Here is a 20,194-nt window from a genome sequence, read left to right on the forward strand (position 1 = left end):
TAGTTAAGAGACTTAATGAGCTTCACAATTTTTTCTTCCATCTTTATCACGTGTTAATCTACATATAGTATAATCTTTTGTTTTGGTGAGAATAGTTTTATTCCATCCACTAAGAAGTGTTAAGTTGAAATATGTATCACCCTTATAAGTTTTGTAAATTTCAGTCATAATAAACTCTGAGATTAGATTATATTCTAAAAAAAGGTGCGCTATTTGTGCTCCACCAATCATGAAGACTTTAGAACTACTTTGGATTGACAAAAACTCTTGCATAGAAGAAACAATAGTGCATTTTATGCCTTTATTAAAACAAGGACTTAATTTGTTACGAGAAAAAACAATAGGCTTTAATATGTTTTGGGGTATTATCTCAAACGTTTTTCTTCCCATAACAATAACTTGTTTGTCAGTTACCTGACGAAAATGATCTAACTCACTTGGATAATGCCAGGGCAATCCATTATTTATTCCAATTACCCCCTTGGGATCAACAGCCATAATTCCGATAACTATCATCCCTGTAAAGCAGCTTGAGCTACAAAAAATCGCATGTGATCACGCACATTATGCACTCGAAGGAAATCAACCTTGTTGTGCAATGCAGATGATAAAGCAATTGTTTCTAAATCTCGGTTAAAGACAGGTTCTGTAGAAAAAGAAGAAATAAATGACTTTCTAGAATGACCAACCAGAACTTTGCAGCCAAAACTTTGCAATGCTTCTATATTGCGTAAAATCTGGATATTCTGGTACATAGATTTTCCAAAACCAATACCAGGGTCAATAATTATTGAATTTTTATCAAAACTTAGGGCAAATAACCTGCTAATGCTCTTCTCTGCCCAATTATTTATGGTATCAATTGGATCAGTGTCACTTGGGATAATGTTGTCTCTATGTGGTGGTATGGAGAGTGAGTGCATAATAACGATGCCACATCCACTGCTAGCGATTGCTTTTAAGGTATTATCATCTAGATCTCCCTTCTGATCGTTTACCCAGGCAATGTTGTAGTGCTCCAAAACGTTCAAAATAACATCTGGCCAGAAACTATCGATGCTGACTTTAATATCACCAGCTTCCATATAATGACTAAGATTATCAAGCACTGGTTTTAAGCGTGCATATTCTGCTTTTGGAGTTTGTATTGAGGAGCCAGATCTTGTTGATTGAGCACCAAGTTCAACTATGCTTGCACCATCTGATAACAGCCGCAGTGCCTGCTTGGTTGCTTGATCTGCATCATAATAAAGACCACCATCTGAAAATGAATCAGGAGTAATATTGACAATACCTACAAGCTCTGGTGAAAGCGTAAAACTCCTTAAAAAGCAATCCTTAATGTTATGGTTAGTAGTACCAAACGTTTTGTTAACTACTGCCATGGGGCTCAGCATTGCCATCAAGTGAAGCAAAAATGGTCTGTTTATCAATTCTGGGTGAGGAATCTTAAGGTAGGATGTATCAAGTGTCAGGTCATCCCATAACAAAATATCCAAATCAATAACGCGAGGTGCCCATTTTTCATAGACCTGCAGACGGCCAATGTCACATTCAATTTGTTTAAGGCCCTTTAACAGCTCTTCAGGAGAAGAAGAACAACTTCCATACACAACCATATTTAGAAATGGCTTATTCCACTGAGGTGGAGCATCATTTGGTAAAATAGCCTTAGTCTCCAGAATAATTGAAGATTTTAAATTTTTAAAATAGCGCTCCTTTAGTAACTGAGCAGCCTTTTGTAAATGGGAAAAGCGATTCCCCATATTTGAGCCAATAGAGATGTAAATCATTAGTCAGCTTCCTGTTCTTGTAATGTATTACAATAAGTAAAGAGAACACCTCCATGCACATCGGGAACGGGTGGTGCAACTTTGTGAGTAGTCACTCTCATGGAAGAAATAGTATGTTTTTTTTGCACCAAAAGATTATTAATGGCTCTGTATATATCATGGGTTAAGTGCTCGATTAAATTGAATTGCTTGCTCTGAACAAGAGATTGAATATTTTGTACTATCTCTAGATAGCAGACAGTATCTTCAAGCCGGTCAGTCATAAGCCCTAAAGGAGGAGATTTAAAAATAAAATCAACATCAATACTAACTAATTGGGAATGAGACTTCTCTTCTGCACTATAGCCTAAATGAACCCAAAGCCGTAAATCAGATATAAGAAGATTACATGTAGACATTGCATTCCAACACCACTAAGTTTTAATTCTTAAGCTACTTACAACTACTAACACACGCTAGCATTCATCATTCCATCAAGAAAACCCCACAAGAGTTTTGCTCCCTTTTGAGCACCCTGCATAACTTTATCTTGCTCTTTTTCATCTAGATCTTCAATAAGATTTGCACACTCCTCAGAATGCCATTCATCAGCATGCATATGAACCGTAAAAAATTGAAGAGAACGCTCATCACTTATTGAATAGTGTTTTTTTAAACCTTCAATTTTAGACTTAGAAACCTCTGGAGTTTGACGTTCGTAAGCGTACAAGGCTCCAAGACCTGCCGCAAAACCTGATCTTACAATGTCAAAGTAACCGTCAACTAATTCTTGCGTCTCCTTAATCTGTGCATCTTCAAGAAGTTCAGATCGTGCTACTCCTAGTCCTTCAGCAAAACGCTGCCATAACTCTGGATGATTTTCATCACCTTGTTCTTCTTCTATCAAATTACCAAGCAAAACCTGTCGCATTTTTAGATCTGGGCACAAAAAATGTATACCACTGATATAACGAGGAAACGCAGCAACGTGGTGATAATATTCTTTAGCATAGGTCTGTAAAGCTTGCAAGCTTAAGCTTCCTGTATTCCATGATTGGTAGAATGGATGATTTAGTAAGTGCAACTCATCTAACTTATTATTCAAAGATTTAGTAAATTCCATTATTTCCTCTATTATATCAACATATAGTTCATATATTATAGTTTTCTCATTGTTACGATCATGCTAAGATCAATACAACGGTGGGATTGGTAGGACTCGAACCTACGACCAATTCGTTATGAGCGAACTGCTCTAACCGACTGAGCTACAATCCCTTTTATCAATATTTATAATACACACAAAAGCAAATTTGTCTATTAGCTTATTTCACTATCAACCCAACTTAGCAAATCATTTGTTGCACCAATTTTGCGTGCAATTTCCTTACCATCTTGAAATATGATTAAAGTGGGTATAGATTGCACTCCATACTTACTTGGCACTTCAGTTTCTCCATCTATATCGAATTTGCAGATCTTGATCTTGCCTTTTCTATCCTTAGCCAATTGTTCGATACGTGGCATTAGACTTTTGCATGGCCCGCACCATTCTGCCCAAAAATCTACCAGCACGAACCCTTTATAGTCAATGACTTCAGATTTGAAATTTTGATCATTTACCGATGTAATATCATCACTCATAAAATACCTAAATTTTTGTAAAATATAGCGCATCAATTAGCAACTAATCAACTAAATTCTTACCGCAGAGCCTGAAAAATTGCCCTAAAGTGTTTTGCACAAACAAAAAACTTCTCACAAATGATTACATCTGGTGGTTAAAGATATCCACGTTTTCCCACCCCATTAAATCCAACTCAATACGAGTAGGAAGAAATTCAAAACACTTTTGGGCCAATTCTTTTCTATTTTCACGTTCCAGCATTAAGTCTAGCTTTTCCTTTATCTTATGAAGATACAAAACATCAGATGCAGCATAACTTTTTTGTTTGTCTGTCAAATTTTCATTTCCCCAATCAGAAGATTGCTGCTGCTTATTTAGTTTGGTATCAAGCAGCTCTAAGCATAACTCTTTTAAGCTATGATTATCTGTGTAAGTGCGAACTAACCGTGAAGCTATTTTTGTGCAATAGCACGGAAGTGCCCAAGTTTCCAAGTAACAACGTATTATGCTTACATCAAATCGCGCGAAGTGAAATATTTTAGTTATATTTTTATCCTCTAATATTTTTCTCAAATTTGGCGCTGTATAATCGTTCTTGAGTTGAACTAAGTGAGCGTTGCCATCATTAAAAGAGAGCTGCACAAGGCATAATCTATCTCTGCTATGAAGTAGCCCCATTGCCTCGGTATCAACAGCTATAGACCTTACATCATCTGGTATTGAACTAGCTGGCAAGTCGTCTTTATATAAAAATATTCCCATAAAATTAATACATTTTTTGGCACAATTGAAAACCTATGATAATCAAAAATGAGCCTTAAGTATACGAAAAGATCATAGAAGGAACCACACAAATTTATGGGCTCTCACATTTTTCGTGTACACGGGGTTTACAAATCGCTGTATATGCCTATAATTAAGTAAATTTAGGTTAATTTAATTGCGGGAGTAGCTCAGTTGGTAGAGCGCAACCTTGCCAAGGTTGAGGTCGAGGGTTCGAACCCCTTCTCCCGCTCTTTACTTTTAAAATCATTTCGTCAAAGATTCCTTGACAAACTCCGCCAGCGCCCTTATCATGGTACTGAAGGTATTCAGTTATCTTCATCTGTGCAGATTAAACAGCAAAAAAAACAACGTACTTGGCGTCTTATTTTTAATTTTTCGCACTATGTGCACCTTATGTCTTTATAAAACTTTTAGGTTTCTACCTATACAAGCCGAAACGCGCTTATAAAGCGTTTAAGACAGTATAGTACGCCAATTTGAAGGATTAGAGAGTGAACACTAATTACCACGGGATTTCTTTGCCTTTTTTTCTGCTTAGTAAATTTCTTAAACATTTAAGCTAAGGTGAGTTGCATTTAAAAGCAGCTAAATTGCAGTGTTTAAGACTTAAAAAACGCCAATACTGAAAATAGATAGTAATCGGGGCTTCTTTTGCCTTTTTTTTCGTTTGGTAAATTTCTTAATGTTTATAGCTAAACGACAACCGTCATTCCCCTACGTGTTAGCGGCTGAGATACCGCGAATGAATCCACAACTGTACGAACATTGTGATTTGAGAACAATCTCCGCCAGGAAGGGTGTCATCCCAGTGCCCAGACACTGGGATCCAGGAAACTTAATTGCAAGTAATGCATTGGGTTTGGTGAGTATGGGTTTTGCGTTATAGAATGAAGCACTTTTGATGAATTTGTAAAGAAAACTAGATTCCAGTGTCAAGCACTGGAATGACACCGAAGGAGCTACTGGGATGACAGGGGAAGTTGACAATCATCATCCCGCTGCTTGTTAGCGGGATCTAGAGATACCGCGGCGGGATGACGTAGAGCTCGCATTAGCTATACTTTTATGCTCACCAACTTAGCTGGATCCAAGTATTCAAGCTACTCCGATGACAAAAGGTGATACTGGAGTAATAGAAGGTAATAGAGTGACAGGGAGTAGTGCAAAAAGTTTCGTTATCCCCATTGAATCGGCTTTAAAATCGATGTTCAAAGTTGAAATTTCCCTAGAAGATGCGGGGAAAATCAGAAAAGGTCAGGAAATTGTATTAAATAACTTGCGTAATTTAAAGAATTATGATACTTGTTATACGATAGTGGGTAGTGTACCTATTGCAATCTGCAGTTTTATTTATGGTTGTGTGAAACCTATTCGTGTTTTTAATATTTAAAATGAGGTTTAGATGTCGATAACATCAGAAAAGAAAAAGAGTTTGATAAATATATATGCAATTAAAGAAGATGATACAGGTTCATCTTTTGTACAATGTGCAATTTTGACCGAGAGGATCAGTAATTTAACTGAGCATTTTAAAGTGCACAAGCATGACCATCACTCTAAGCGTGGTTTACTTATATTGATAGGTAGAAGACGCAAGCACTTAAATTATATAAAGCGTAAATTTGGTAATGAAGCCTATCAGGAATTAATAGAGAAGTTAGGCATTAGAAAATAATCGAGGAATTTAGTATGTTTAAAATTATAAAAAAATCTATAGAGTGGGGTGGTCGTGCCTTATCTTTAGAAACAGGAAAAATAGCACGCCAAGCTCATGGTTCAGTAGTTGTAAATTACGGTGATACTTCTGTTTTAGTAACCGTTGTAAGTAAGAAGAAGGAAGAAAATGTTGATTTCCTACCTTTAAATGTACAGTTTATCGCAAAAAGCTATGCCATGGGTAAGATCCCTGGTGGCTTTTTTAAAAGAGAAGGCAAGCCATCTGATAGAGAAACTTTAATCTCAAGAGTAATAGATAGAAGTATAAGACCACTATTTCCAGAAGGATTTAATGATGAAGTTAGTGTGGTGTGCAATCTATTAACTTATGATACAGTCAATCCTCCTGAAGTGCCAGCATTGATTGGTACTGTTGCAGCTCTTGCAATTTCTGGTGTTCCTTTTTACTTTACTATAGCTGGAGTGATGGTTGGTTGTGATGAAAATAATAACTATATACTCAACCCTTCTGTTCAAGAGATGAAAGCAAGCAGCTTGGATCTATTTTTGTCTGGTGATGAAAATTCAATTTTAATGGTTGAATCAGAAGTGAAAGAGCTCTCTGAAGAAAATGTTTTTAATGCAATAAAATTTGGCCATGAACACCTTAAGCCTGTCATTGAGCTCATAAAAGAGTTTGCTGATACAGTTGGCAATAAACCTGAAAGCTTTGCTCCTGTTGATATATCAGATATAACACAAGAGCTTGAAAAACACGGTAAAGATTTTGAGAAAGCATATTCACAAACAGTAAAACAAGAGCGAGTTCAAGCTCTAGAAGCGATCAGAGATAATATATTGAATGCTCTTAAGGAAGCTGGAAAAGACGAAAAGTTAATTACGTATGCAGTAAAAAACTTTGAAAGATCTTTAGTACGTGAAATAATTAGAAAGAAAGGTGTAAGGATAGACGGTCGTAAGCATGATGAAATACGTCAGATAGAAATTGAAGTTGATGTTCTATCCAAGACTCACGGTTCTGCGTTGTTTACCAGAGGTAACACTCAGGCGCTGGTTGTTACTGCTCTTGGCACTACGCAAGATGAGCAAATCGTGGATGATATTGAAGGGAATAGACGTGAGCACTTTATGTTACATTATAATTTTCCTCCTTTTTCTGTTGGAGAAATTTCTACTGGACGTCCACCTGGAAGAAGAGAAATTGGTCACGGTAAACTTGCTTGGAAAGCAATTCATCCTGTTTTACCCGATAAATCTGAATTTCCTTATACAATAAGAGTAGTGTCCGAAATTTTGGAGTCTGATGGTTCTTCTTCTATGGCAACAGTTTGTGGGACTTCTCTTGCTTTAATGGATACGGGTGTGCCAATAAAGGCCCCTGTTGCTGGAGTTGCTATGGGCCTTATTAAAGATAAAGACGAGTATGTGATACTTTCCGATATATTGGGTGATGAAGATTATCTTGGTGATATGGACTTTAAAGTAGCAGGAACTAGTGAAGGGGTTACGGCACTACAAATGGACATGAAAATTTCTGGTATAAGCTTTGAAATTGTTGAAAAATCTTTAGAACAGGCAAAAGCTGGAAGGTTACATATTTTAGAAAAAATGAATGCAGTGATTTCAGAACACAGTGATGATGTCAAAGACCATGCACCAAGAATGTTATCATTTTACATAGATAAAGATAAAATTTCTGCAGCTATTGGTGCTAAAGGAAAAAATATACGCAGTGTGTGTGAAAGAAGTAATGCAAAAATTGAAATAGGAGATGATGGTAAAGTTTCTGTTTTTGCCACGAGTGGCACTGAAGCTGAAATTGCAAAGAGTATGATGATTGATTCAATAACAGAACTAGAACAAGGTTCTATAGTTGATGTCAAGGTTGTAAGAATAGAGAAGTCTATTGTAGAGCTTGAATTTCTTAATGGCAGAAAAGGAAAAATGCACATAAGTGAAGTAGCTAATGAACACATAGATTCTATAGAGAGCATACTTAAACAAGATGATACTTTCAAAGCACTAGTAATTGACTTCGAAAAAGGTGGATGTCCAAAGTTGTCAAGACGTCGGGTTGATCAAGAGACGGGAGAGTTTTTTGAAGGTGAGCTTTACAACGAGGAAAGGAAAGATGGTCCAAATGACAGGGATAATTATTACAATAATTCATTTAATAGAAAACCTGGAGGAAGTCACCATAAGAGGCCTCCTCGTCCTCGTTCTGGTTTCAGCAACAGAAACAGGCCGAAATTTGGTAATAATGATTCATCATCAGGTTTTTATTAAGAGTAAACTTCTTGCGTTACCTCTCGTCATCCAAGTAGCTTGACTACTTGGACCAGAGACTTTTTCAAATTGGTAGATAATAGAAATGGGTATCTGTTCAGGGGAGTGGCTAATGTGCAAATATTGAGTATCTGTTCAGGGAAGTGGCTAATGTGCAAATATTGAAGCAAAAATTCCAGTGCTCCCTTTCTTGTCATCCCAGTGCTTGACACTGGGATCCAGATTGGGCACTAAGTTGGTAAACACGAAAGCCTTTACAACGTTTTTGATGGAACTGCGCGAAAAGACTGGATGCCAGTGTCACGCACTGGCATGACACCCATTTGTTCCTATAGTTGTCTTTTCTCGTCTACCTTATTCTGCCACTCTGCTGAACGGATACAATATTGAAGCAAAGTGCGTGACACACAGCTGTACGAACATTTGTTTGCAAAGGTAATTTACACAACAAATGGTGTCATTCCAGTGCTTGACACTGGAATCCAGATACGATTTCATCATATAAATCTTTCCATTCTTGATTTGTTTTTTCAATTAAGTTTATTTTCCATTTTCTCTGCCAGCTTTTTAGAAGCTTTTCTTTACTAATTGCTAAATTTATGTCTTGAAACTCCTCAAAGTAGACTAATTTACTAACATTGTACTTTGACGTGAAACCGGAAATGGCTTTGCTTTTATGCTCCCAAATTCGTTTGATTAAATTTGATGTTATACCTATATACAGGGTTCCATTTCGTTCACTTGCAAGTATATAAACATAATAATTTTTCATATATAGTAACCTGGATCCCAGTGGGCTTTGTTGCATAGCACCTTAAGCAGTGATGGTTTACGACAAATTTATGTAATGATTTCAAATTTAGCCATACCAATATCAGTGAATTTGTTGAGCAAATAGCACTTAATTAGTAATTCTTTTTCACGATTTACTTCAGATTTATTCCTAAAGCTAAATCCAAATACTTGCTTCAACCTTGAGAAAAATCCTTCTATGTAAGATCTCTTTCCATAAATTGCTTCCTTTTTCCACTCTTTTACACCATCTTGTCCATATAATTTTATTAACCTAATAGCAGCATTTCTGTCAGACATATAATCTATTTTTGAATGTTCTGCTGCATCCTTTTTTGGTAGAACTTTTGTCTTTATATCGTATTTCTTACACAATTTATAAAGTTTGTGCCTATCGTATGCCCTATCTGCATATAATTTTGTGCTGAAAATTAACTTCTTCAAGCAAATCGCAAGCTCCATAGTGGTCAGAGTAGACGCCATTACTGTATCTTGCAGCTATAGCTTTTTTACTATTCACACTTAACATAACATGTAACTTTCTTACTTGCTCGTAGCTTCGGTACTTTCTATCTGCACTGTTTTCCTTACTGTGGCCAGGAGTGTTACTGTAAATGCTGATACTTGTGCTATCTATGATAATTTCAATATTTTCCATGTTGCTTTTATCAACCCTGCAATCATTTATCTTAATATTAAGTTTTTTAAACCTTCTTGATGCTTGTGAATAGCTGATAACTGCCAATTTTTTTCCTATTTGTTGCAGATATCCTTTTATAAACCCCACCGTTTGTCTTAAACCAATTCTAAAAAGATTGACAATTATATGCACCAAAATTACGACTTTATCACTGTAAATATAGTTGCCGCCCTGCATTTTTGGACTATTTTCATACCAATTTTCGATAGCTTCATCGATGTAACGAAAAATATTTCCCCTTTTTTCAAGGAATTTGTTATATTCGTTTTGGTTACTGACTTTCATTTTCTGTGGCATATTTTTTCTTCAACAGTTAAATGGTTATTTATAATGAATTTTGTCAGTAGCCACCAGATTTTTTCGGTTGCTATGCAACAAAGCCATCCCAGTGTCTGGGCACTGGGATGACACCATTTATTGTAACTCACATTTACTCTATGATTATCTTTTTAGATCACCTTGTCTACCTATTTTGCCACTCTGCTGAACGGATACAGAAATGGTTTGTGTTAACTAGCTAAAGATCTTAGGTTTGCCAACATTCCGCTACGTGTTAGCGCCGCGGCGGTATGACGTAGCTAGCTATATAGGGTCACAACGATGGATTTTTAAGATCGTTTACGGCCTTCTTAATATCTTCAGCCTTGAATATCGCCGATCCCGCAACTAAAATATCTGCACCTGCTTTTATTATATCAGCTGCGTTAGAAAAGTTAATTCCACCATCTACTGAAATTTGTGTTTTAAGATTATGCTCCTGTATCATTTTTTTTATAGTAGATATCTTGTTCAACTGTGAATGAATAAATTCCTGCCCTCCAAAGCCAGGGTTGACTGTCATAATCAGTACAATATCTAGCTCATGTATTATGTATTCAAGCACACTTGGGGAAGTTGAAGGAACAATTGAAACTCCAACTTGAATCGGTTTTTTTGCATCGTTTACATTTTTGTATGACTTTATCTTTCTTATCAACCTCTCAAGATGTATCTCTGCTTCTGCATGTACAGTGATAATATCAGCACCAGCATTTATAAAGCTTTCAATGTGGTTACCAGGAGATTTGACCATTAAATGCACATCAAAAGGAAGATTGCTATATTTACGTATTGCAGAAACAACGCTAGGACCAATTGTAATATTTGGAACGAAATTCCCATCCATAACGTCTATGTGTATGTAATCCACACCTAAATCGCTAATTTTTCTTACTTCTTCCCCTAGTTTTGCAAAGTCTGCTGAAAGTATAGAAGGTGCAATTTTAATACTCATGAGCTGCCTTTTTTGCTAAAAAATAACTTATTTTTAAAACTCTGTCACCCTAATACTATGCGCACCATCTGAGTAGCTAGAGACCGATATCGGTATGCCTATTTAACTAGATCTTAAATTAGATAAAAAAAGGTAGTCTTGATAAAACTTATTTACAGCAAGTTTTTTTACATTTGGACTTTCTGTTTGTTCTTTTTTGTACCCTAATTTATAGCTTATTGAATCCTTATATGAACTGATCGTTTTGTATGCTTTGTTCATCTCTCTAGGAAAGATGCCATTAGCAATTACAACGCATAACCCTGTAGCTGTTGCAAAAGCTAGAGTGGTAAATGCTAGATTTTGTAAAAAATTCCTTCCACTAACTTTTTTTTCCTGTATATTAGCAAAGTGCGGTTTGTTTGACACTTCTTCTAGATATTCATGCCATATGTGATTGCAGTTCGTACACTTCACTTTTCTTCCGGATGCACCAATTTGCTCGGGGGATACTAAGTAAGTTTTAGTACAACTATTACATTGTATTTTCATAACACTTACATATAAAGTAGTAACAAGCTCAAATGATACAGAGCTACAAATTTAATATCAATATATATATAACAAATGGAAGGTTTGCAACTAAAAAAAACACAGAGTGAGATAGAAGATATTTGGAAAAATAAAGAAAAATTTAATGACTGTAATCTAAAGAAAACAGCAAGAATAGCAATTAAAGAGGTAATTGAGCTCCTTGATAGTGGCAAAATTAGAGTAGCAGAAAAGCTATCAAGTGGAGAATGGGTAGTACATAAGTGGATAAAGCAGGCAATATTATTACATTTTCTCACCGAAGAAAATAAAATAATAGATAATACTAATTGCTGGTTTGACAAGATCGGTAACAAGTTTAGTGAATGGAATGAGGAGAAATTTCGCCGGTTAAAAATTAGAGCAGTTCCTGGGTGTTTTGTTCGCCGATCTGCTTATATAGGTACAAATGTTGTTCTAATGCCAAGTTTTATCAACGTTGGTGCATATGTTGATTCAGGAACAATGATAGATACCTGGTCAACAATTGGTAGCTGTGCACAAATAGGGAAAAACTGTCATATTTCCGGTGGAGTGGGAATAGGTGGAGTTCTTGAGCCTATTCAAGCTTCACCTGTCATTATAGAAGATAATTGCTTTATTGGAGCACGTAGCGAAGTGGCCGAGGGTGTGGTAGTGAGAGAAGGATCAGTCCTTGGCATGGGTGTGTTTATTGGGGCATCAACAAAAATTATTGATAGAGAAACTGGCAAGGTATTTTATGGCAAAGTGCCGCCTTATTCTGTAGTGATACCAGGGTCTATTCCATCTAAAAATAATATTTCAACCTATTGTGCAGTCATAGTAAAAAAAGTGGATGAAAAGACGAGATCGAAAGTCTCTATAAATGAAATATTGAGGGATTAAACTATCTCACTGCTTGTCGTCACTTTTTTTATCATTATTACTAACCACAGTAATGGCATACGCGCATAGCTCTGAGAAAGAGACTCCATTTTCTTGAGATAATTTATATAATTTTTGTAGACTTTCTTTTACTTTATTAGGGATATTCCCTCCACGTTCTTTTACAAGCCAGGAATCTTGATGATGAATTGGATGAGCATCACTTTTTGGATTTCCTATATATATTGCAAAAGGTGAACTTTGCCCTTTGAAGTCACATTGTACAGTAAATTTTTTTATAGATTCAGCCATCTAAAGACCTCTACTTTTCTTTTTGGTCGATTTTATAGCAGGTGGAAGAGGTGGTTTCTTTATAAAATCTTGTCTATTGACAACACTTTCTTTACCTTCCAAAGCTCGGCGAACATCAGCTCTGCTTAATTGCGACTCTTTTGCTACCTTCATTCCATGCTTTGCCATAATATTAGCATATGCTAGTACTTTTTTTACCAATTCTAGATCACCATTTAGCATTTGAACTAGCACTTGAAATACCTCTGCTAAAGTTAACCCGTCAGCATTTATAACCTTGTTTTCTATAAAATTGACAGCTTCTTCAAATTTGTATTCAATACTATCATCTTGAGGTATAAGGGCAACATAATCGGTGTTTTTGTCGTCCATAACTGAAGCACTATTACTCACAAACTTAAGTTTATACTATATATATAAATACTCTACTATTTTATATTATGGCACACTATAGTTAAACATTTATTAATAACATGCTCACTTATATACACGAATTAATTGACAAAAGTCAAGGATCAATATCCATCAGTGATTTCATGAATGCCGTTTTGTACCATGAAAAATACGGCTATTATATGAGTAAATTACCACTTGGTAAGGATGGTGATTTTACTACCGCACCTGAGATCAGCCAATTATTTGGTGAAGTAATTGCAGTTTGGATAATGCATACATGGGAAAAATTAGGAAAGCCATCAAAATTTTCTCTAGTTGAACTTGGGCCAGGCAAAGGAACACTCATTCACGATATAATAAGAGTCACTAAAAAATACAGCAGCTTTTTTAATTCAATGTCTATCTACTTAGTTGAAATAAGCCCTACTTTACGGAAGATACAAAAGGAAAAATTAAAAGGCTTAGATGTTAATTGGCACAAAAATATTGACAACCTACCAGAACAACCAACCATTTTTTTAGCAAATGAGTTCTTTGACGCTCTTCCGATAGATCAGTTTGTATATCGTAATGAGGGGTGGTATGAAAATAGGGTGACAAAACAAGATGATGGCAGTCTCTTGGTGTCATGCCAGTGCGTAGTGCCCCTTCCTCGTCATCCCAGCGTCCCCTCTTTGTCATCCCAGTGCGTGACACTGGGATCCAGCAAAATTGATTGTAAACAAGCGCACTATACAACATTTTCGATCAAGAAACTGGACTCCAGTGTCAGTTACTTTCATGACACCATCTGCAAGTCGTGCAGTTGTATACCAAGCGCTAGAATGACAAGTGGAAAACTTTTTGATGGAGCAGTGGTGGAAATATGTTCAACTGGGGTTGAAATATTAAAAAAACTTAAGAAGAAGATATATAATCATAAAGGAGCTGCTTTGATTATAGATTACGGTTATGTATACCCCGCGTATAAGAGCACTTTGCAATCGATAAAACAACATAAGTATGCTAATTTTCTTGAGAATGTTGGTAATAGTGATATTACCGCACTTGTAAATTTTCAAGCATTAAAAGATTCATTAAAACACGTAGATTGCGAGATTTTAACTCAAAGGGAATTTTTATATCTTTTTGGCATAAAAGAAAGAACCCAGGCTTTAATGAAAAGCGCAAGTGATGAACAAAGGAATAGGATCTTTAGTGAATTCCTAAGGTTGACTGAAAATATGGGCACTCTTTTTAAAGCAATGCTATTGATAGCATAGCTAAAGTAATTTATGTTATTGGGTAAGTTAAAAATATGATATAAATGAGATAAGAGGGAGCTACTCACTATAGGAATAGAGTTGCACGCGCGACCGAGGGTTTTATACCATTCTAGAAGTAATATACGGAAAAGGGGGGATTCGAACCCCCGACATATTTTCATATGTGCACGCTTTCCAAGCGTGTGCTTTAGACCACTCAGCCACCTTTCCATGTATTCATAATATTGAAAATTGTACTGCTAAACAATATAAAAACCTGGTATATAGGGTTCACCACGAAAATTTACAGTATTGTTAAACTTGCTTCTGCAAGTTGGAAATGTTTTATCGCAACCTGCGAGTATTGAATATTTATCCCCAGCAGAAATTTGGTATGGAGGCGAAGTAAACAACGTAACTACTTTATTTTTATATTCTTTTACTATACCTTCAAACGCTGTTGAGCCAAAGAATTTCACTACTCCGTGCTTATAATATTCATCACTCTCAGTTAAATTCGTGTCTTCAAATCTTCTTTCATCTATTACTTTAGTGATTGTACTTATTTTACTAAATTTTTTAGTATCGGCTTTACACTTATCATCGCAAAATTGTGCTCTGCATGCAGGAGAGTATAATTCTGCTATACTTCTCTCAAGCTTTGCTGAGAGCCCTCTAATTTCAACAATAAATCTTCCACTACTTAATGTCACTTTACCAAAAGTTCCTGAATGTAGATTCATTGTCCCCTGGGTCAAGTCTTTATAATTCACAAGAAATATTTCAATATTTGCAAAGTCGTACTTTCCTGATAAAACATCTTCTTCTTTAATATCAACACTATTTAATATCCCTTCAATTTCTAGATTATCAGTTTTTAAATCGCTGTTTAATATTATACTACTGGCTGTAAATCCACTTGAAGATTTATAGAGTATATTATCAATATTTAAATCTTCATCATAGTCAGTGAATCCCATTACTTCTCCACCTGCGAGCTTTAATTTCCAGCACGTAGCAGTGGTAAGTAATTCTCCAGCTAAATGATTTTTTAGTGTGGTTTGCATAGGGGCTTCCTATAAATAATGGTAGAGAAAAATAAGTAATAGCCACAATAATTGCTTTGTCTATAACTGTTTCTTCAAATCCCTATAAAAATTCTCATGTGGAGCAAGGGCAAAACTCATTATTTTGTTCATTATAAAGATAAGCCAACAAAGTAAGTTGATTAAAAATGGAAAACTTATACACACGAACATTTGCAAGGTCGCCTGACTTTAGCTCTCCAATATGTGGATTGCCTTGGACTTGCTTGATAGCTTCTTCAAGTTTAGGTAGTTGATTGTTATGCAGCTTTTTCATTGACCGCTTAAAAGTATTGGTAAGAAGAATTTTCAAAGCTTTATAGGCTTATACTCTTCAATATTTCCTAATTTAGCATCCTCAATACCTGATAGAATCTCTTTAATGATGTTATAGCTTAGCTCAGGGTTATCTTCAACAACTTGACCAACTTTAGCCCAATGCTCGATTTGTTGTGGTACGGAACGATTTTGTAACATGGAATGAGACTGTACTATTTTCTCAAATTCTCCATCAAGATTTACTGTTATACCCATGATATTGTTACTTCTACTTTAAGCTATTATACCATACATTGAAAATTTTTTCAATATAAATAATTTTCATCTGGAAATACACACCACATTCAAGCTGTGGTGTGTACTGGCTGGTTAGAAAGAAAATTTCACACCAGTAAGAAGGAGAATTCCTTGGTTAGAAGGTACAGCATCATTAGGCTTACCTTTCAGCTTAATATCATTACCTTTCTCATTAGTCATAAAATAATGGAGAGCTGCGTAAGGAACAAATTTGCTCTTACTACATGCAGGAGACAGATCATATTGAACGCCAAGTGCGCCATCGTGAAGCATATCTTTGTCATTCATTCTGCTGCCAAAGTACGTCAAACTTGTGTAGATATTCTCATGTTGATAACCAGCCCCTGCAGTCCAATACATGGTATTGTTATTGAATTGAGCTAAGCCTGCAATTCTTTTATACTCCTCATTGTTTTGACCTTGAGAATCCTTTGCAGGAATTTTTTCATAGTCATCATTACCTTTTATTTTAATATCCTTTGGTTGAGCAGATTTGCCCAAGTATGCAAAAGAAGCAGCAAATTTTACGCCTTGGTCTTCATTAATCTTATAATCAGCGCTTACACCCAAATTAACGCCCATCAGGTCATTGTACTCCACATATTCATTATAAACATGCTTATCTTTATTTGATTGTTTTGGCCAACCATATTCACCAACTGCAGAAGTTTTAACTTTCACCTTGTATTTATCAAAGTCATATTCATATGATGCACCAGCACTTACTATATGCTCATAATCTGGACCGACATGTTTTATGTCATCATCATCCTTTATAACAAATAAACTACTATCATAGCGAGGTGAATAGCTAACACCAAACCTTGCGCCCATATAATTTGGTGAGTAGTAAGCAACTCTAAACGGCAGTGTAGTCATAACGCCTTTGTTATATTTCCCTGCCATGCGGAAAGAGAATTTTTCACTTTCACTCGAAAAACTTTCAGTGTAAAGACGCGGTGTTACATAAAATGGAAAGCTCGCAGCGCTTCCTTCTAAGTTCACTTTTCTGAACCAGTCACTATCTGCAGCTCCGTCAACAGTTGCAATTCTTGTTGCATCAAGTCTCATTAGAGCCTCAGGACCAAATTGGTAACCAAGCTTCACGTCACCATATTTTGAGTTAACAAACACATGCGCACTTCTGCCTTTTGCAGCATAAACACCCTGTGAAGCTCCCTTACCTTCGGTCACTGGAACATGAAACTGCACGTCAGCACCATAGAGAAGACCTAAATCTTCATTCTTATTTTCTGCTCTGAGGTGCAATATCGCATCAGCAATCATACCCATATTATCGCTATAGTCACCGATATTTCCTATTCCCTCAGGGAACACTGGATTTGCTCCTTTTACCTTATCCGTAGCATCCTCATAATAATTTATAGATTTGCCAGGCATAACGTCGTAGCGTTTATAATCTGTGCTACTTGGCCCTGCTTTGCCATAGCCTTGAGCATCAACAACACCGCCAAAAGTTATTCTTAAATTACTTTGCCCTTGGTTGGTATCGATAACATCAACTCCACCAACTGAAACAACAGGACTTGCCTTACCTTTTTTCTCTGTATTTTGATTAACAACTTTTACATCCTTCTTTACATCTTTAGCTTCAACTTTAGCATTCTTAGTTTTAGAACGCTTAGTTTTTGAAACTTTACCTTTTTCTATATTAGAATTCTTAGCGCTTAGAGCTTTCGCTTTTGAATCCTCTATAAGCTTTGCTTTTTTCTCATTTGCTAGCCTGATCTCCTCTTTTTTCTTCTGCTCGGCTGCTAATCTCATCTCCTCCTTTTTCTTAAGCTCTTCAGCTTTTTTTCTTGGATCAGCATTACATATTCTGTCCATCTTTTCTTTCAGTTTTTTATTTGATGTTTTCATAACTTCTGTTTTTCCAGAAGTTTTTGTGCTCTCTTGCTTTTTTATTTCCTTCATACTCTCATCAGGAAAGTCAGCTGCAAAGCCGCTGAAAGAATATAAAGTTAATAGAGAAGCTAGAGCAGTTCTAGTATAAATAGATTTTTTCATGAAGTGCCCCCAAAAAATTTCGAAATCATATCTTAAATGTAAATAGTATAAAAATGTTGAAAATTCAACTTAAAGCAACCTTATAACGAAAATAAAAGTAAAATGCAATACCTTAAAAGCAACTTTCTTAATACGCTCAACGTGTATATTAACCAAAATTTAGTACAGAGGTTCGCTTGTTAGTGCATTATAACTCTATATTTATTCTATGGAAGTAAAATTTTTTTATTCTAGCAATAGAAAGATTATAGAAAATACTATTGACAATAATATCAATCTACATTATAGTTAAATAAATTGTTTAGCTGATAGTAGATTAAGGTAGTTATGGATTTTAGTTTTTTACGCAATTGGTTTAGCACCACAGGTACTAGTGCAAGTAGTATAGATTCACAATTAGGTGATGTTGAACAATCAAGCTCCATCTTAGCAGATAACGGCAAATATAAGGTGGATGATGAGTTTGAGATCATTGAAGATTATGAATTTATAAATCCTGCTGACCCAAATGAACCACATTCTTTACCTTCTTCTTACCAAATAGATGAAAGTATTGCAGAAATTGCAGGATTTAATAAAGAGAAATTATTGGAAATGAGTAATTTCTGTAAAATAAGCTATGGCGATGACGACAATAAGCTAAGTGAAAAAAGATGTCACAACTTAGCTGAAGGAGTATACAAAACTGAATTTAAAGTTGTAGAAGATTTTGAAATTATTCCATCCACTGAAAAAATGTATAAAACTAGAGCTGAACTTATTAGTGAAGGTTATGAAATTATTCCATTTGGTAATGGATTCGAAAAAGATGCTGGTCATGTTTTTATAAAAGATAAAGAAATAACAATAGCTTACCATGGTACTCGTTTGAAAAATCCATTAGAATATGGCTTATCGGGCTTAAACGATGGAATCACTGATCTCAATTTGTTTTTTACTCCCTCAGAACTTTTACCTGAAGGTGGAAGAATGCATCGTGGCTTTAATAATTCGTTTCAAGATTCATGGCCTAATCTTTATGGCATTTTGAAATCTCATGCTGAAAAACAAAAATCAGAAATAAAAGATTTTAGAATTAATCTCACAGGTCATAGCATGGGAGGAGCTATTGCTAAGATAGCTGCTTTATGCCTCAACAAAAAAGAAGGCGCTGAAGATGTTCATGTTGCAACTTTTGCTGATCCAAGGGTTTTTGACCTTACTGCTAGTGAAATTTATAATGACGCTCTTCAGGAAAAAACCATAAGGGTCACTCACCACAGGCAAGATCCAGTGCCAGCAGTATTACCTGGTTCGTTTGGTTATGCTCACGTAGGTGCACAATTAAGAGTACCAACACCAGAAGGATATTCTGGTATAGATTATTTTCATGGAATAGATGGTTATCATGAAGCTATTAAGATGATGGATGAAAGTGATTTCAAGTCAAATAATAACGTATCTCTCTTTTACTATCCTGCTAGAGCATTAAGTCGAATTAGCTGTGTGCTTGGAGGTAATGCTCAACATTATTTTGCCAATTTCCAAAATTATATTTTTGGCGAATCAAATTTTTTTGAGAAAGTAAAAAAGGAATATCAAGATAATAAATTAAAAAGTTCTTCTCAGGTTGAACAAGTAGAAGTTGAGCAGATAGCACATGAAAGTTTCCCAGCAATAGGTGGATAGCTACTGTTATGGAGCAATTGTTAGATTGCTCCATAATATCTGTTCATTTAAATTCAATACAAAACTTTCCACCACAAGTTATTTGCCACTCTTCTGTATCCGTTCAGCAGAGTGGCAAAATAGGTAGACAAGGTGATCTAAAAAGATAATCATAGAGTAAATGTGAGGTAAGTCCTTACAATAAATGGTGTCATCCCAGTGCCCAGACACTGGGATCCAGGTTACTATATATGAAAAATTATTATGTTTATATACTTGCAAGTGAACGAAATGGAACCCTGTATATAGGTATAACATCAAATTTAATCAAACGAATTTGGGAGCATAAAAGCAAAGCCATTTCCGGTTTCACGTCAAAGTACAATGTTAGTAAATTAGTCTACTTTGAGGAGTTTCAAGACATAAATTTAGCAATTAGTAAAGAAAAGCTTCTAAAAAGCTGGCAGAGAAAATGGAAAATAAACTTAATTGAAAAAACAAATCAAGAATGGAAAAATTTATATGATGAAATCGTATCTGGATTCCAGTGTCAAGCACTGGAATGACACCATTTGTT

At 35.6% G+C, this 20,194-nt stretch carries 28 protein-coding genes, 3 tRNA genes and 1 pseudogene; 10 read left to right on the plus strand and 22 right to left on the minus strand.

Annotated features, from left to right (window positions below):
- Positions 1-12 precede the first annotated feature (12 nt).
- From ABWU69_RS06115 to ABWU69_RS06145, 7 genes are all read right to left on the minus strand, one after another.
- Positions 13-516, minus strand: coding sequence for a dihydrofolate reductase (locus ABWU69_RS06115; RefSeq protein ID WP_265035095.1), 504 nt, complete (start codon positions 514-516; stop codon positions 13-15).
- Positions 513-1,793 (minus strand): dihydropteroate synthase, encoded by a 1,281-nt coding sequence (gene folP / locus ABWU69_RS06120; protein ID WP_353285082.1) that lies wholly within the window; start codon positions 1,791-1,793, stop codon positions 513-515. The genes ABWU69_RS06115 and folP overlap by 4 nt, the downstream gene beginning before the upstream one ends.
- Complete coding sequence (locus ABWU69_RS06125; RefSeq protein ID WP_265035091.1) at positions 1,793-2,191, minus strand: dihydroneopterin aldolase; 399 nt, start codon at positions 2,189-2,191, stop codon at positions 1,793-1,795. The genes folP and ABWU69_RS06125 overlap by 1 nt, the downstream gene beginning before the upstream one ends.
- Positions 2,192-2,238: 47 nt before the next feature.
- On the minus strand, positions 2,239-2,895 hold the full coding sequence (locus ABWU69_RS06130; RefSeq protein WP_265035090.1) for a CADD family putative folate metabolism protein: 657 nt from the start codon (positions 2,893-2,895) through the stop codon (positions 2,239-2,241).
- 81 nt (positions 2,896-2,976) lie between these two features.
- Positions 2,977-3,050 (minus strand) — tRNA-Ile (locus ABWU69_RS06135).
- A 42-nt stretch (positions 3,051-3,092) separates the two neighbouring features.
- A complete protein-coding gene (gene trxA, locus ABWU69_RS06140) occupies positions 3,093-3,416 on the minus strand; it encodes a thioredoxin (RefSeq protein WP_265025796.1) in 324 nt (107 codons plus the stop codon).
- Positions 3,417-3,540: 124 nt separating this feature from the next.
- On the minus strand, positions 3,541-4,161 hold the full coding sequence (locus ABWU69_RS06145) for a ribonuclease D (RefSeq protein WP_265035088.1): 621 nt from the start codon (positions 4,159-4,161) through the stop codon (positions 3,541-3,543).
- Positions 4,162-4,341: 180 nt separating this feature from the next.
- Here ABWU69_RS06145 and ABWU69_RS06150 point away from each other — a divergent pair.
- Positions 4,342-4,414, plus strand: a tRNA-Gly gene (locus ABWU69_RS06150).
- A 485-nt stretch (positions 4,415-4,899) separates the two neighbouring features.
- Here ABWU69_RS06150 and ABWU69_RS06155 read toward each other — a convergent pair.
- Positions 4,900-5,172: a hypothetical protein gene (locus ABWU69_RS06155; protein ID WP_265025798.1), complete on the minus strand. Its 273-nt coding sequence runs from the start codon at positions 5,170-5,172 to the stop codon at positions 4,900-4,902.
- A 121-nt stretch (positions 5,173-5,293) separates the two neighbouring features.
- Between ABWU69_RS06155 and ABWU69_RS06160 the strand changes: the two genes are divergently transcribed.
- From ABWU69_RS06160 to ABWU69_RS06175, 4 genes are all read left to right on the plus strand, one after another.
- Positions 5,294-5,575, plus strand: coding sequence for a hypothetical protein (locus ABWU69_RS06160; RefSeq protein WP_265035084.1), 282 nt, complete (start codon positions 5,294-5,296; stop codon positions 5,573-5,575).
- A 12-nt stretch (positions 5,576-5,587) separates the two neighbouring features.
- Entirely contained in the window at positions 5,588-5,860 is a 273-nt protein-coding gene (gene rpsO, locus ABWU69_RS06165; protein ID WP_006279944.1) for a 30S ribosomal protein S15, read from the plus strand.
- Between the two features lie 14 nt (positions 5,861-5,874).
- Positions 5,875-8,148: a polyribonucleotide nucleotidyltransferase gene (gene pnp / locus ABWU69_RS06170; RefSeq protein WP_353285083.1), complete on the plus strand. Its 2,274-nt coding sequence runs from the start codon at positions 5,875-5,877 to the stop codon at positions 8,146-8,148.
- A gap of 178 nt (positions 8,149-8,326) precedes the next feature.
- Positions 8,327-8,464 carry a hypothetical protein gene (locus ABWU69_RS06175; protein ID WP_265035494.1) on the plus strand — a complete coding sequence of 46 codons (138 nt, stop codon included), beginning with the start codon at positions 8,327-8,329 and terminating at the stop codon, positions 8,462-8,464.
- 141 nt (positions 8,465-8,605) lie between these two features.
- Here ABWU69_RS06175 and ABWU69_RS06180 read toward each other — a convergent pair whose 3' ends face one another.
- The 7 genes and pseudogenes from ABWU69_RS06180 to ABWU69_RS06210 form a co-directional block, all read right to left on the minus strand.
- Positions 8,606-8,920, minus strand: a complete 315-nt coding sequence (locus tag ABWU69_RS06180; RefSeq protein WP_265035627.1) for a GIY-YIG nuclease family protein — start codon at positions 8,918-8,920, stop codon at positions 8,606-8,608.
- 68 nt (positions 8,921-8,988) lie between these two features.
- Entirely contained in the window at positions 8,989-9,402 is a 414-nt protein-coding gene (locus ABWU69_RS06185) for a transposase (RefSeq protein WP_353284975.1), read from the minus strand.
- Positions 9,344-9,937 carry a transposase gene (locus tag ABWU69_RS06190; protein WP_353284976.1) on the minus strand — a complete coding sequence of 198 codons (594 nt, stop codon included), beginning with the start codon at positions 9,935-9,937 and terminating at the stop codon, positions 9,344-9,346. The genes ABWU69_RS06185 and ABWU69_RS06190 overlap by 59 nt, the downstream gene beginning before the upstream one ends.
- Positions 9,922-10,068, minus strand: coding sequence for a hypothetical protein (locus ABWU69_RS06195; RefSeq protein WP_353285084.1), 147 nt, complete (start codon positions 10,066-10,068; stop codon positions 9,922-9,924). Before ABWU69_RS06195 ends, ABWU69_RS06190 begins: the two co-directional genes overlap by 16 nt.
- A 164-nt stretch (positions 10,069-10,232) precedes the next feature.
- The gene (rpe, locus tag ABWU69_RS06200; protein ID WP_265025803.1) at positions 10,233-10,913 is read right to left on the minus strand and encodes a ribulose-phosphate 3-epimerase; all 681 of its coding nucleotides are present in this window, start codon (positions 10,911-10,913) and stop codon (positions 10,233-10,235) included.
- 102 nt (positions 10,914-11,015) lie between these two features.
- Positions 11,016-11,321 carry a hypothetical protein gene (locus tag ABWU69_RS06205; RefSeq protein WP_353285455.1) on the minus strand — a complete coding sequence of 102 codons (306 nt, stop codon included), beginning with the start codon at positions 11,319-11,321 and terminating at the stop codon, positions 11,016-11,018.
- A gap of 66 nt (positions 11,322-11,387) precedes the next feature.
- Positions 11,388-11,444 (minus strand): annotated as a pseudogene (locus ABWU69_RS06210) (hypothetical protein); the annotation flags it as partial.
- 75 nt (positions 11,445-11,519) lie between these two features.
- On the opposite strand from ABWU69_RS06210, the gene dapD reads away from it, so the two are divergent.
- Positions 11,520-12,350: a 2,3,4,5-tetrahydropyridine-2,6-dicarboxylate N-succinyltransferase gene (gene dapD, locus ABWU69_RS06215; RefSeq protein WP_353285085.1), complete on the plus strand. Its 831-nt coding sequence runs from the start codon at positions 11,520-11,522 to the stop codon at positions 12,348-12,350.
- Positions 12,351-12,356: 6 nt separating this feature from the next.
- On the opposite strand, the gene ABWU69_RS06220 is transcribed toward dapD, so the two are convergent.
- Both ABWU69_RS06220 and ABWU69_RS06225 read right to left on the minus strand, forming a co-directional pair.
- Positions 12,357-12,641 (minus strand): DUF2610 domain-containing protein, encoded by a 285-nt coding sequence (locus tag ABWU69_RS06220; RefSeq protein WP_007549418.1) that lies wholly within the window; start codon positions 12,639-12,641, stop codon positions 12,357-12,359.
- Positions 12,642-13,013, minus strand: coding sequence for a hypothetical protein (locus ABWU69_RS06225; RefSeq protein WP_370273656.1), 372 nt, complete (start codon positions 13,011-13,013; stop codon positions 12,642-12,644).
- A 101-nt stretch (positions 13,014-13,114) separates the two neighbouring features.
- Here ABWU69_RS06225 and ABWU69_RS06230 point away from each other — a divergent pair, with 101 nt between their 5' ends.
- Positions 13,115-14,299 (plus strand): class I SAM-dependent methyltransferase, encoded by a 1,185-nt coding sequence (locus ABWU69_RS06230; RefSeq protein WP_265035078.1) that lies wholly within the window; start codon positions 13,115-13,117, stop codon positions 14,297-14,299.
- A gap of 126 nt (positions 14,300-14,425) precedes the next feature.
- Here the strand turns inward: ABWU69_RS06230 and ABWU69_RS06235 are convergent.
- The 5 genes from ABWU69_RS06235 to ABWU69_RS06255 all read right to left on the minus strand — a co-directional run bounded on the left by ABWU69_RS06235 (position 14,426) and on the right by ABWU69_RS06255 (position 17,970).
- Positions 14,426-14,512, minus strand: a tRNA-Ser gene (locus ABWU69_RS06235).
- Positions 14,513-14,541: 29 nt separating this feature from the next.
- Positions 14,542-15,348: a DUF2163 domain-containing protein gene (locus ABWU69_RS06240; RefSeq protein WP_265035077.1), complete on the minus strand. Its 807-nt coding sequence runs from the start codon at positions 15,346-15,348 to the stop codon at positions 14,542-14,544.
- 94 nt (positions 15,349-15,442) lie between these two features.
- Positions 15,443-15,643 carry a type II toxin-antitoxin system RelE/ParE family toxin gene (locus tag ABWU69_RS06245; protein ID WP_265035076.1) on the minus strand — a complete coding sequence of 67 codons (201 nt, stop codon included), beginning with the start codon at positions 15,641-15,643 and terminating at the stop codon, positions 15,443-15,445.
- Positions 15,644-15,675: 32 nt separating this feature from the next.
- The gene (locus ABWU69_RS06250) at positions 15,676-15,900 is read right to left on the minus strand and encodes a ParD-like family protein (RefSeq protein ID WP_265035075.1); all 225 of its coding nucleotides are present in this window, start codon (positions 15,898-15,900) and stop codon (positions 15,676-15,678) included.
- Between the two features lie 114 nt (positions 15,901-16,014).
- Positions 16,015-17,970 carry a porin gene (locus ABWU69_RS06255; protein ID WP_353285086.1) on the minus strand — a complete coding sequence of 652 codons (1,956 nt, stop codon included), beginning with the start codon at positions 17,968-17,970 and terminating at the stop codon, positions 16,015-16,017.
- Between the two features lie 327 nt (positions 17,971-18,297).
- Here ABWU69_RS06255 and ABWU69_RS06260 point away from each other — a divergent pair, with 327 nt between their 5' ends.
- The 3 genes from ABWU69_RS06260 to ABWU69_RS06270 all read left to right on the plus strand — a co-directional run bounded on the left by ABWU69_RS06260 (position 18,298) and on the right by ABWU69_RS06270 (position 20,183).
- Positions 18,298-19,638, plus strand: a complete 1,341-nt coding sequence (locus tag ABWU69_RS06260; protein ID WP_353285087.1) for a lipase family protein — start codon at positions 18,298-18,300, stop codon at positions 19,636-19,638.
- 8 nt (positions 19,639-19,646) lie between these two features.
- A complete protein-coding gene (locus tag ABWU69_RS06265; RefSeq protein WP_265035072.1) occupies positions 19,647-19,787 on the plus strand; it encodes a hypothetical protein in 141 nt (46 codons plus the stop codon).
- Between the two features lie 81 nt (positions 19,788-19,868).
- Complete coding sequence (locus tag ABWU69_RS06270; protein WP_353285088.1) at positions 19,869-20,183, plus strand: GIY-YIG nuclease family protein; 315 nt, start codon at positions 19,869-19,871, stop codon at positions 20,181-20,183.
- The last annotated feature ends 11 nt before the right edge of the window (positions 20,184-20,194 follow it).

Source organism: Wolbachia endosymbiont (group A) of Beris morrisii (genome assembly GCF_964028185.1).
Classification (GTDB): Bacteria; Pseudomonadota; Alphaproteobacteria; order Rickettsiales; family Anaplasmataceae; genus Wolbachia.

What these genes read in the sequence shown, in the direction of transcription:
- ABWU69_RS06115 (WP_265035095.1), bottom strand. Translation starts at nt 516, where the DNA reads ATGATAGTTATCGGAATTATGGCTGTTGATCCCAAGGGGGTAATTGGA.
- folP (WP_353285082.1), bottom strand. Translation starts at nt 1,793, where the DNA reads ATGATTTACATCTCTATTGGCTCAAATATGGGGAATCGCTTTTCCCAT.
- ABWU69_RS06125 (WP_265035091.1), bottom strand. Translation starts at nt 2,191, where the DNA reads ATGTCTACATGTAATCTTCTTATATCTGATTTACGGCTTTGGGTTCAT.
- ABWU69_RS06130 (WP_265035090.1), bottom strand. Translation starts at nt 2,895, where the DNA reads ATGGAATTTACTAAATCTTTGAATAATAAGTTAGATGAGTTGCACTTA.
- trxA (WP_265025796.1), bottom strand. Translation starts at nt 3,416, where the DNA reads ATGAGTGATGATATTACATCGGTAAATGATCAAAATTTCAAATCTGAA.
- ABWU69_RS06145 (WP_265035088.1), bottom strand. Translation starts at nt 4,161, where the DNA reads ATGGGAATATTTTTATATAAAGACGACTTGCCAGCTAGTTCAATACCA.
- ABWU69_RS06160 (WP_265035084.1), top strand. Translation starts at nt 5,294, where the DNA reads ATGACAAAAGGTGATACTGGAGTAATAGAAGGTAATAGAGTGACAGGG.
- rpsO (WP_006279944.1), top strand. Translation starts at nt 5,588, where the DNA reads ATGTCGATAACATCAGAAAAGAAAAAGAGTTTGATAAATATATATGCA.
- pnp (WP_353285083.1), top strand. Translation starts at nt 5,875, where the DNA reads ATGTTTAAAATTATAAAAAAATCTATAGAGTGGGGTGGTCGTGCCTTA.
- ABWU69_RS06180 (WP_265035627.1), bottom strand. Translation starts at nt 8,920, where the DNA reads ATGAAAAATTATTATGTTTATATACTTGCAAGTGAACGAAATGGAACC.
- ABWU69_RS06185 (WP_353284975.1), bottom strand. Translation starts at nt 9,402, where the DNA reads ATGGAGCTTGCGATTTGCTTGAAGAAGTTAATTTTCAGCACAAAATTA.
- ABWU69_RS06190 (WP_353284976.1), bottom strand. Translation starts at nt 9,937, where the DNA reads ATGCCACAGAAAATGAAAGTCAGTAACCAAAACGAATATAACAAATTC.
- rpe (WP_265025803.1), bottom strand. Translation starts at nt 10,913, where the DNA reads ATGAGTATTAAAATTGCACCTTCTATACTTTCAGCAGACTTTGCAAAA.
- dapD (WP_353285085.1), top strand. Translation starts at nt 11,520, where the DNA reads ATGGAAGGTTTGCAACTAAAAAAAACACAGAGTGAGATAGAAGATATT.
- ABWU69_RS06220 (WP_007549418.1), bottom strand. Translation starts at nt 12,641, where the DNA reads ATGGCTGAATCTATAAAAAAATTTACTGTACAATGTGACTTCAAAGGG.
- ABWU69_RS06225 (WP_370273656.1), bottom strand. Translation starts at nt 13,013, where the DNA reads ATGGACGACAAAAACACCGATTATGTTGCCCTTATACCTCAAGATGAT.
- ABWU69_RS06230 (WP_265035078.1), top strand. Translation starts at nt 13,115, where the DNA reads ATGCTCACTTATATACACGAATTAATTGACAAAAGTCAAGGATCAATA.
- ABWU69_RS06240 (WP_265035077.1), bottom strand. Translation starts at nt 15,348, where the DNA reads ATGCAAACCACACTAAAAAATCATTTAGCTGGAGAATTACTTACCACT.
- ABWU69_RS06245 (WP_265035076.1), bottom strand. Translation starts at nt 15,643, where the DNA reads ATGAAAAAGCTGCATAACAATCAACTACCTAAACTTGAAGAAGCTATC.
- ABWU69_RS06250 (WP_265035075.1), bottom strand. Translation starts at nt 15,900, where the DNA reads ATGGGTATAACAGTAAATCTTGATGGAGAATTTGAGAAAATAGTACAG.
- ABWU69_RS06255 (WP_353285086.1), bottom strand. Translation starts at nt 17,970, where the DNA reads ATGAAAAAATCTATTTATACTAGAACTGCTCTAGCTTCTCTATTAACT.
- ABWU69_RS06260 (WP_353285087.1), top strand. Translation starts at nt 18,298, where the DNA reads ATGGATTTTAGTTTTTTACGCAATTGGTTTAGCACCACAGGTACTAGT.
- ABWU69_RS06265 (WP_265035072.1), top strand. Translation starts at nt 19,647, where the DNA reads ATGGAGCAATTGTTAGATTGCTCCATAATATCTGTTCATTTAAATTCA.
- ABWU69_RS06270 (WP_353285088.1), top strand. Translation starts at nt 19,869, where the DNA reads ATGAAAAATTATTATGTTTATATACTTGCAAGTGAACGAAATGGAACC.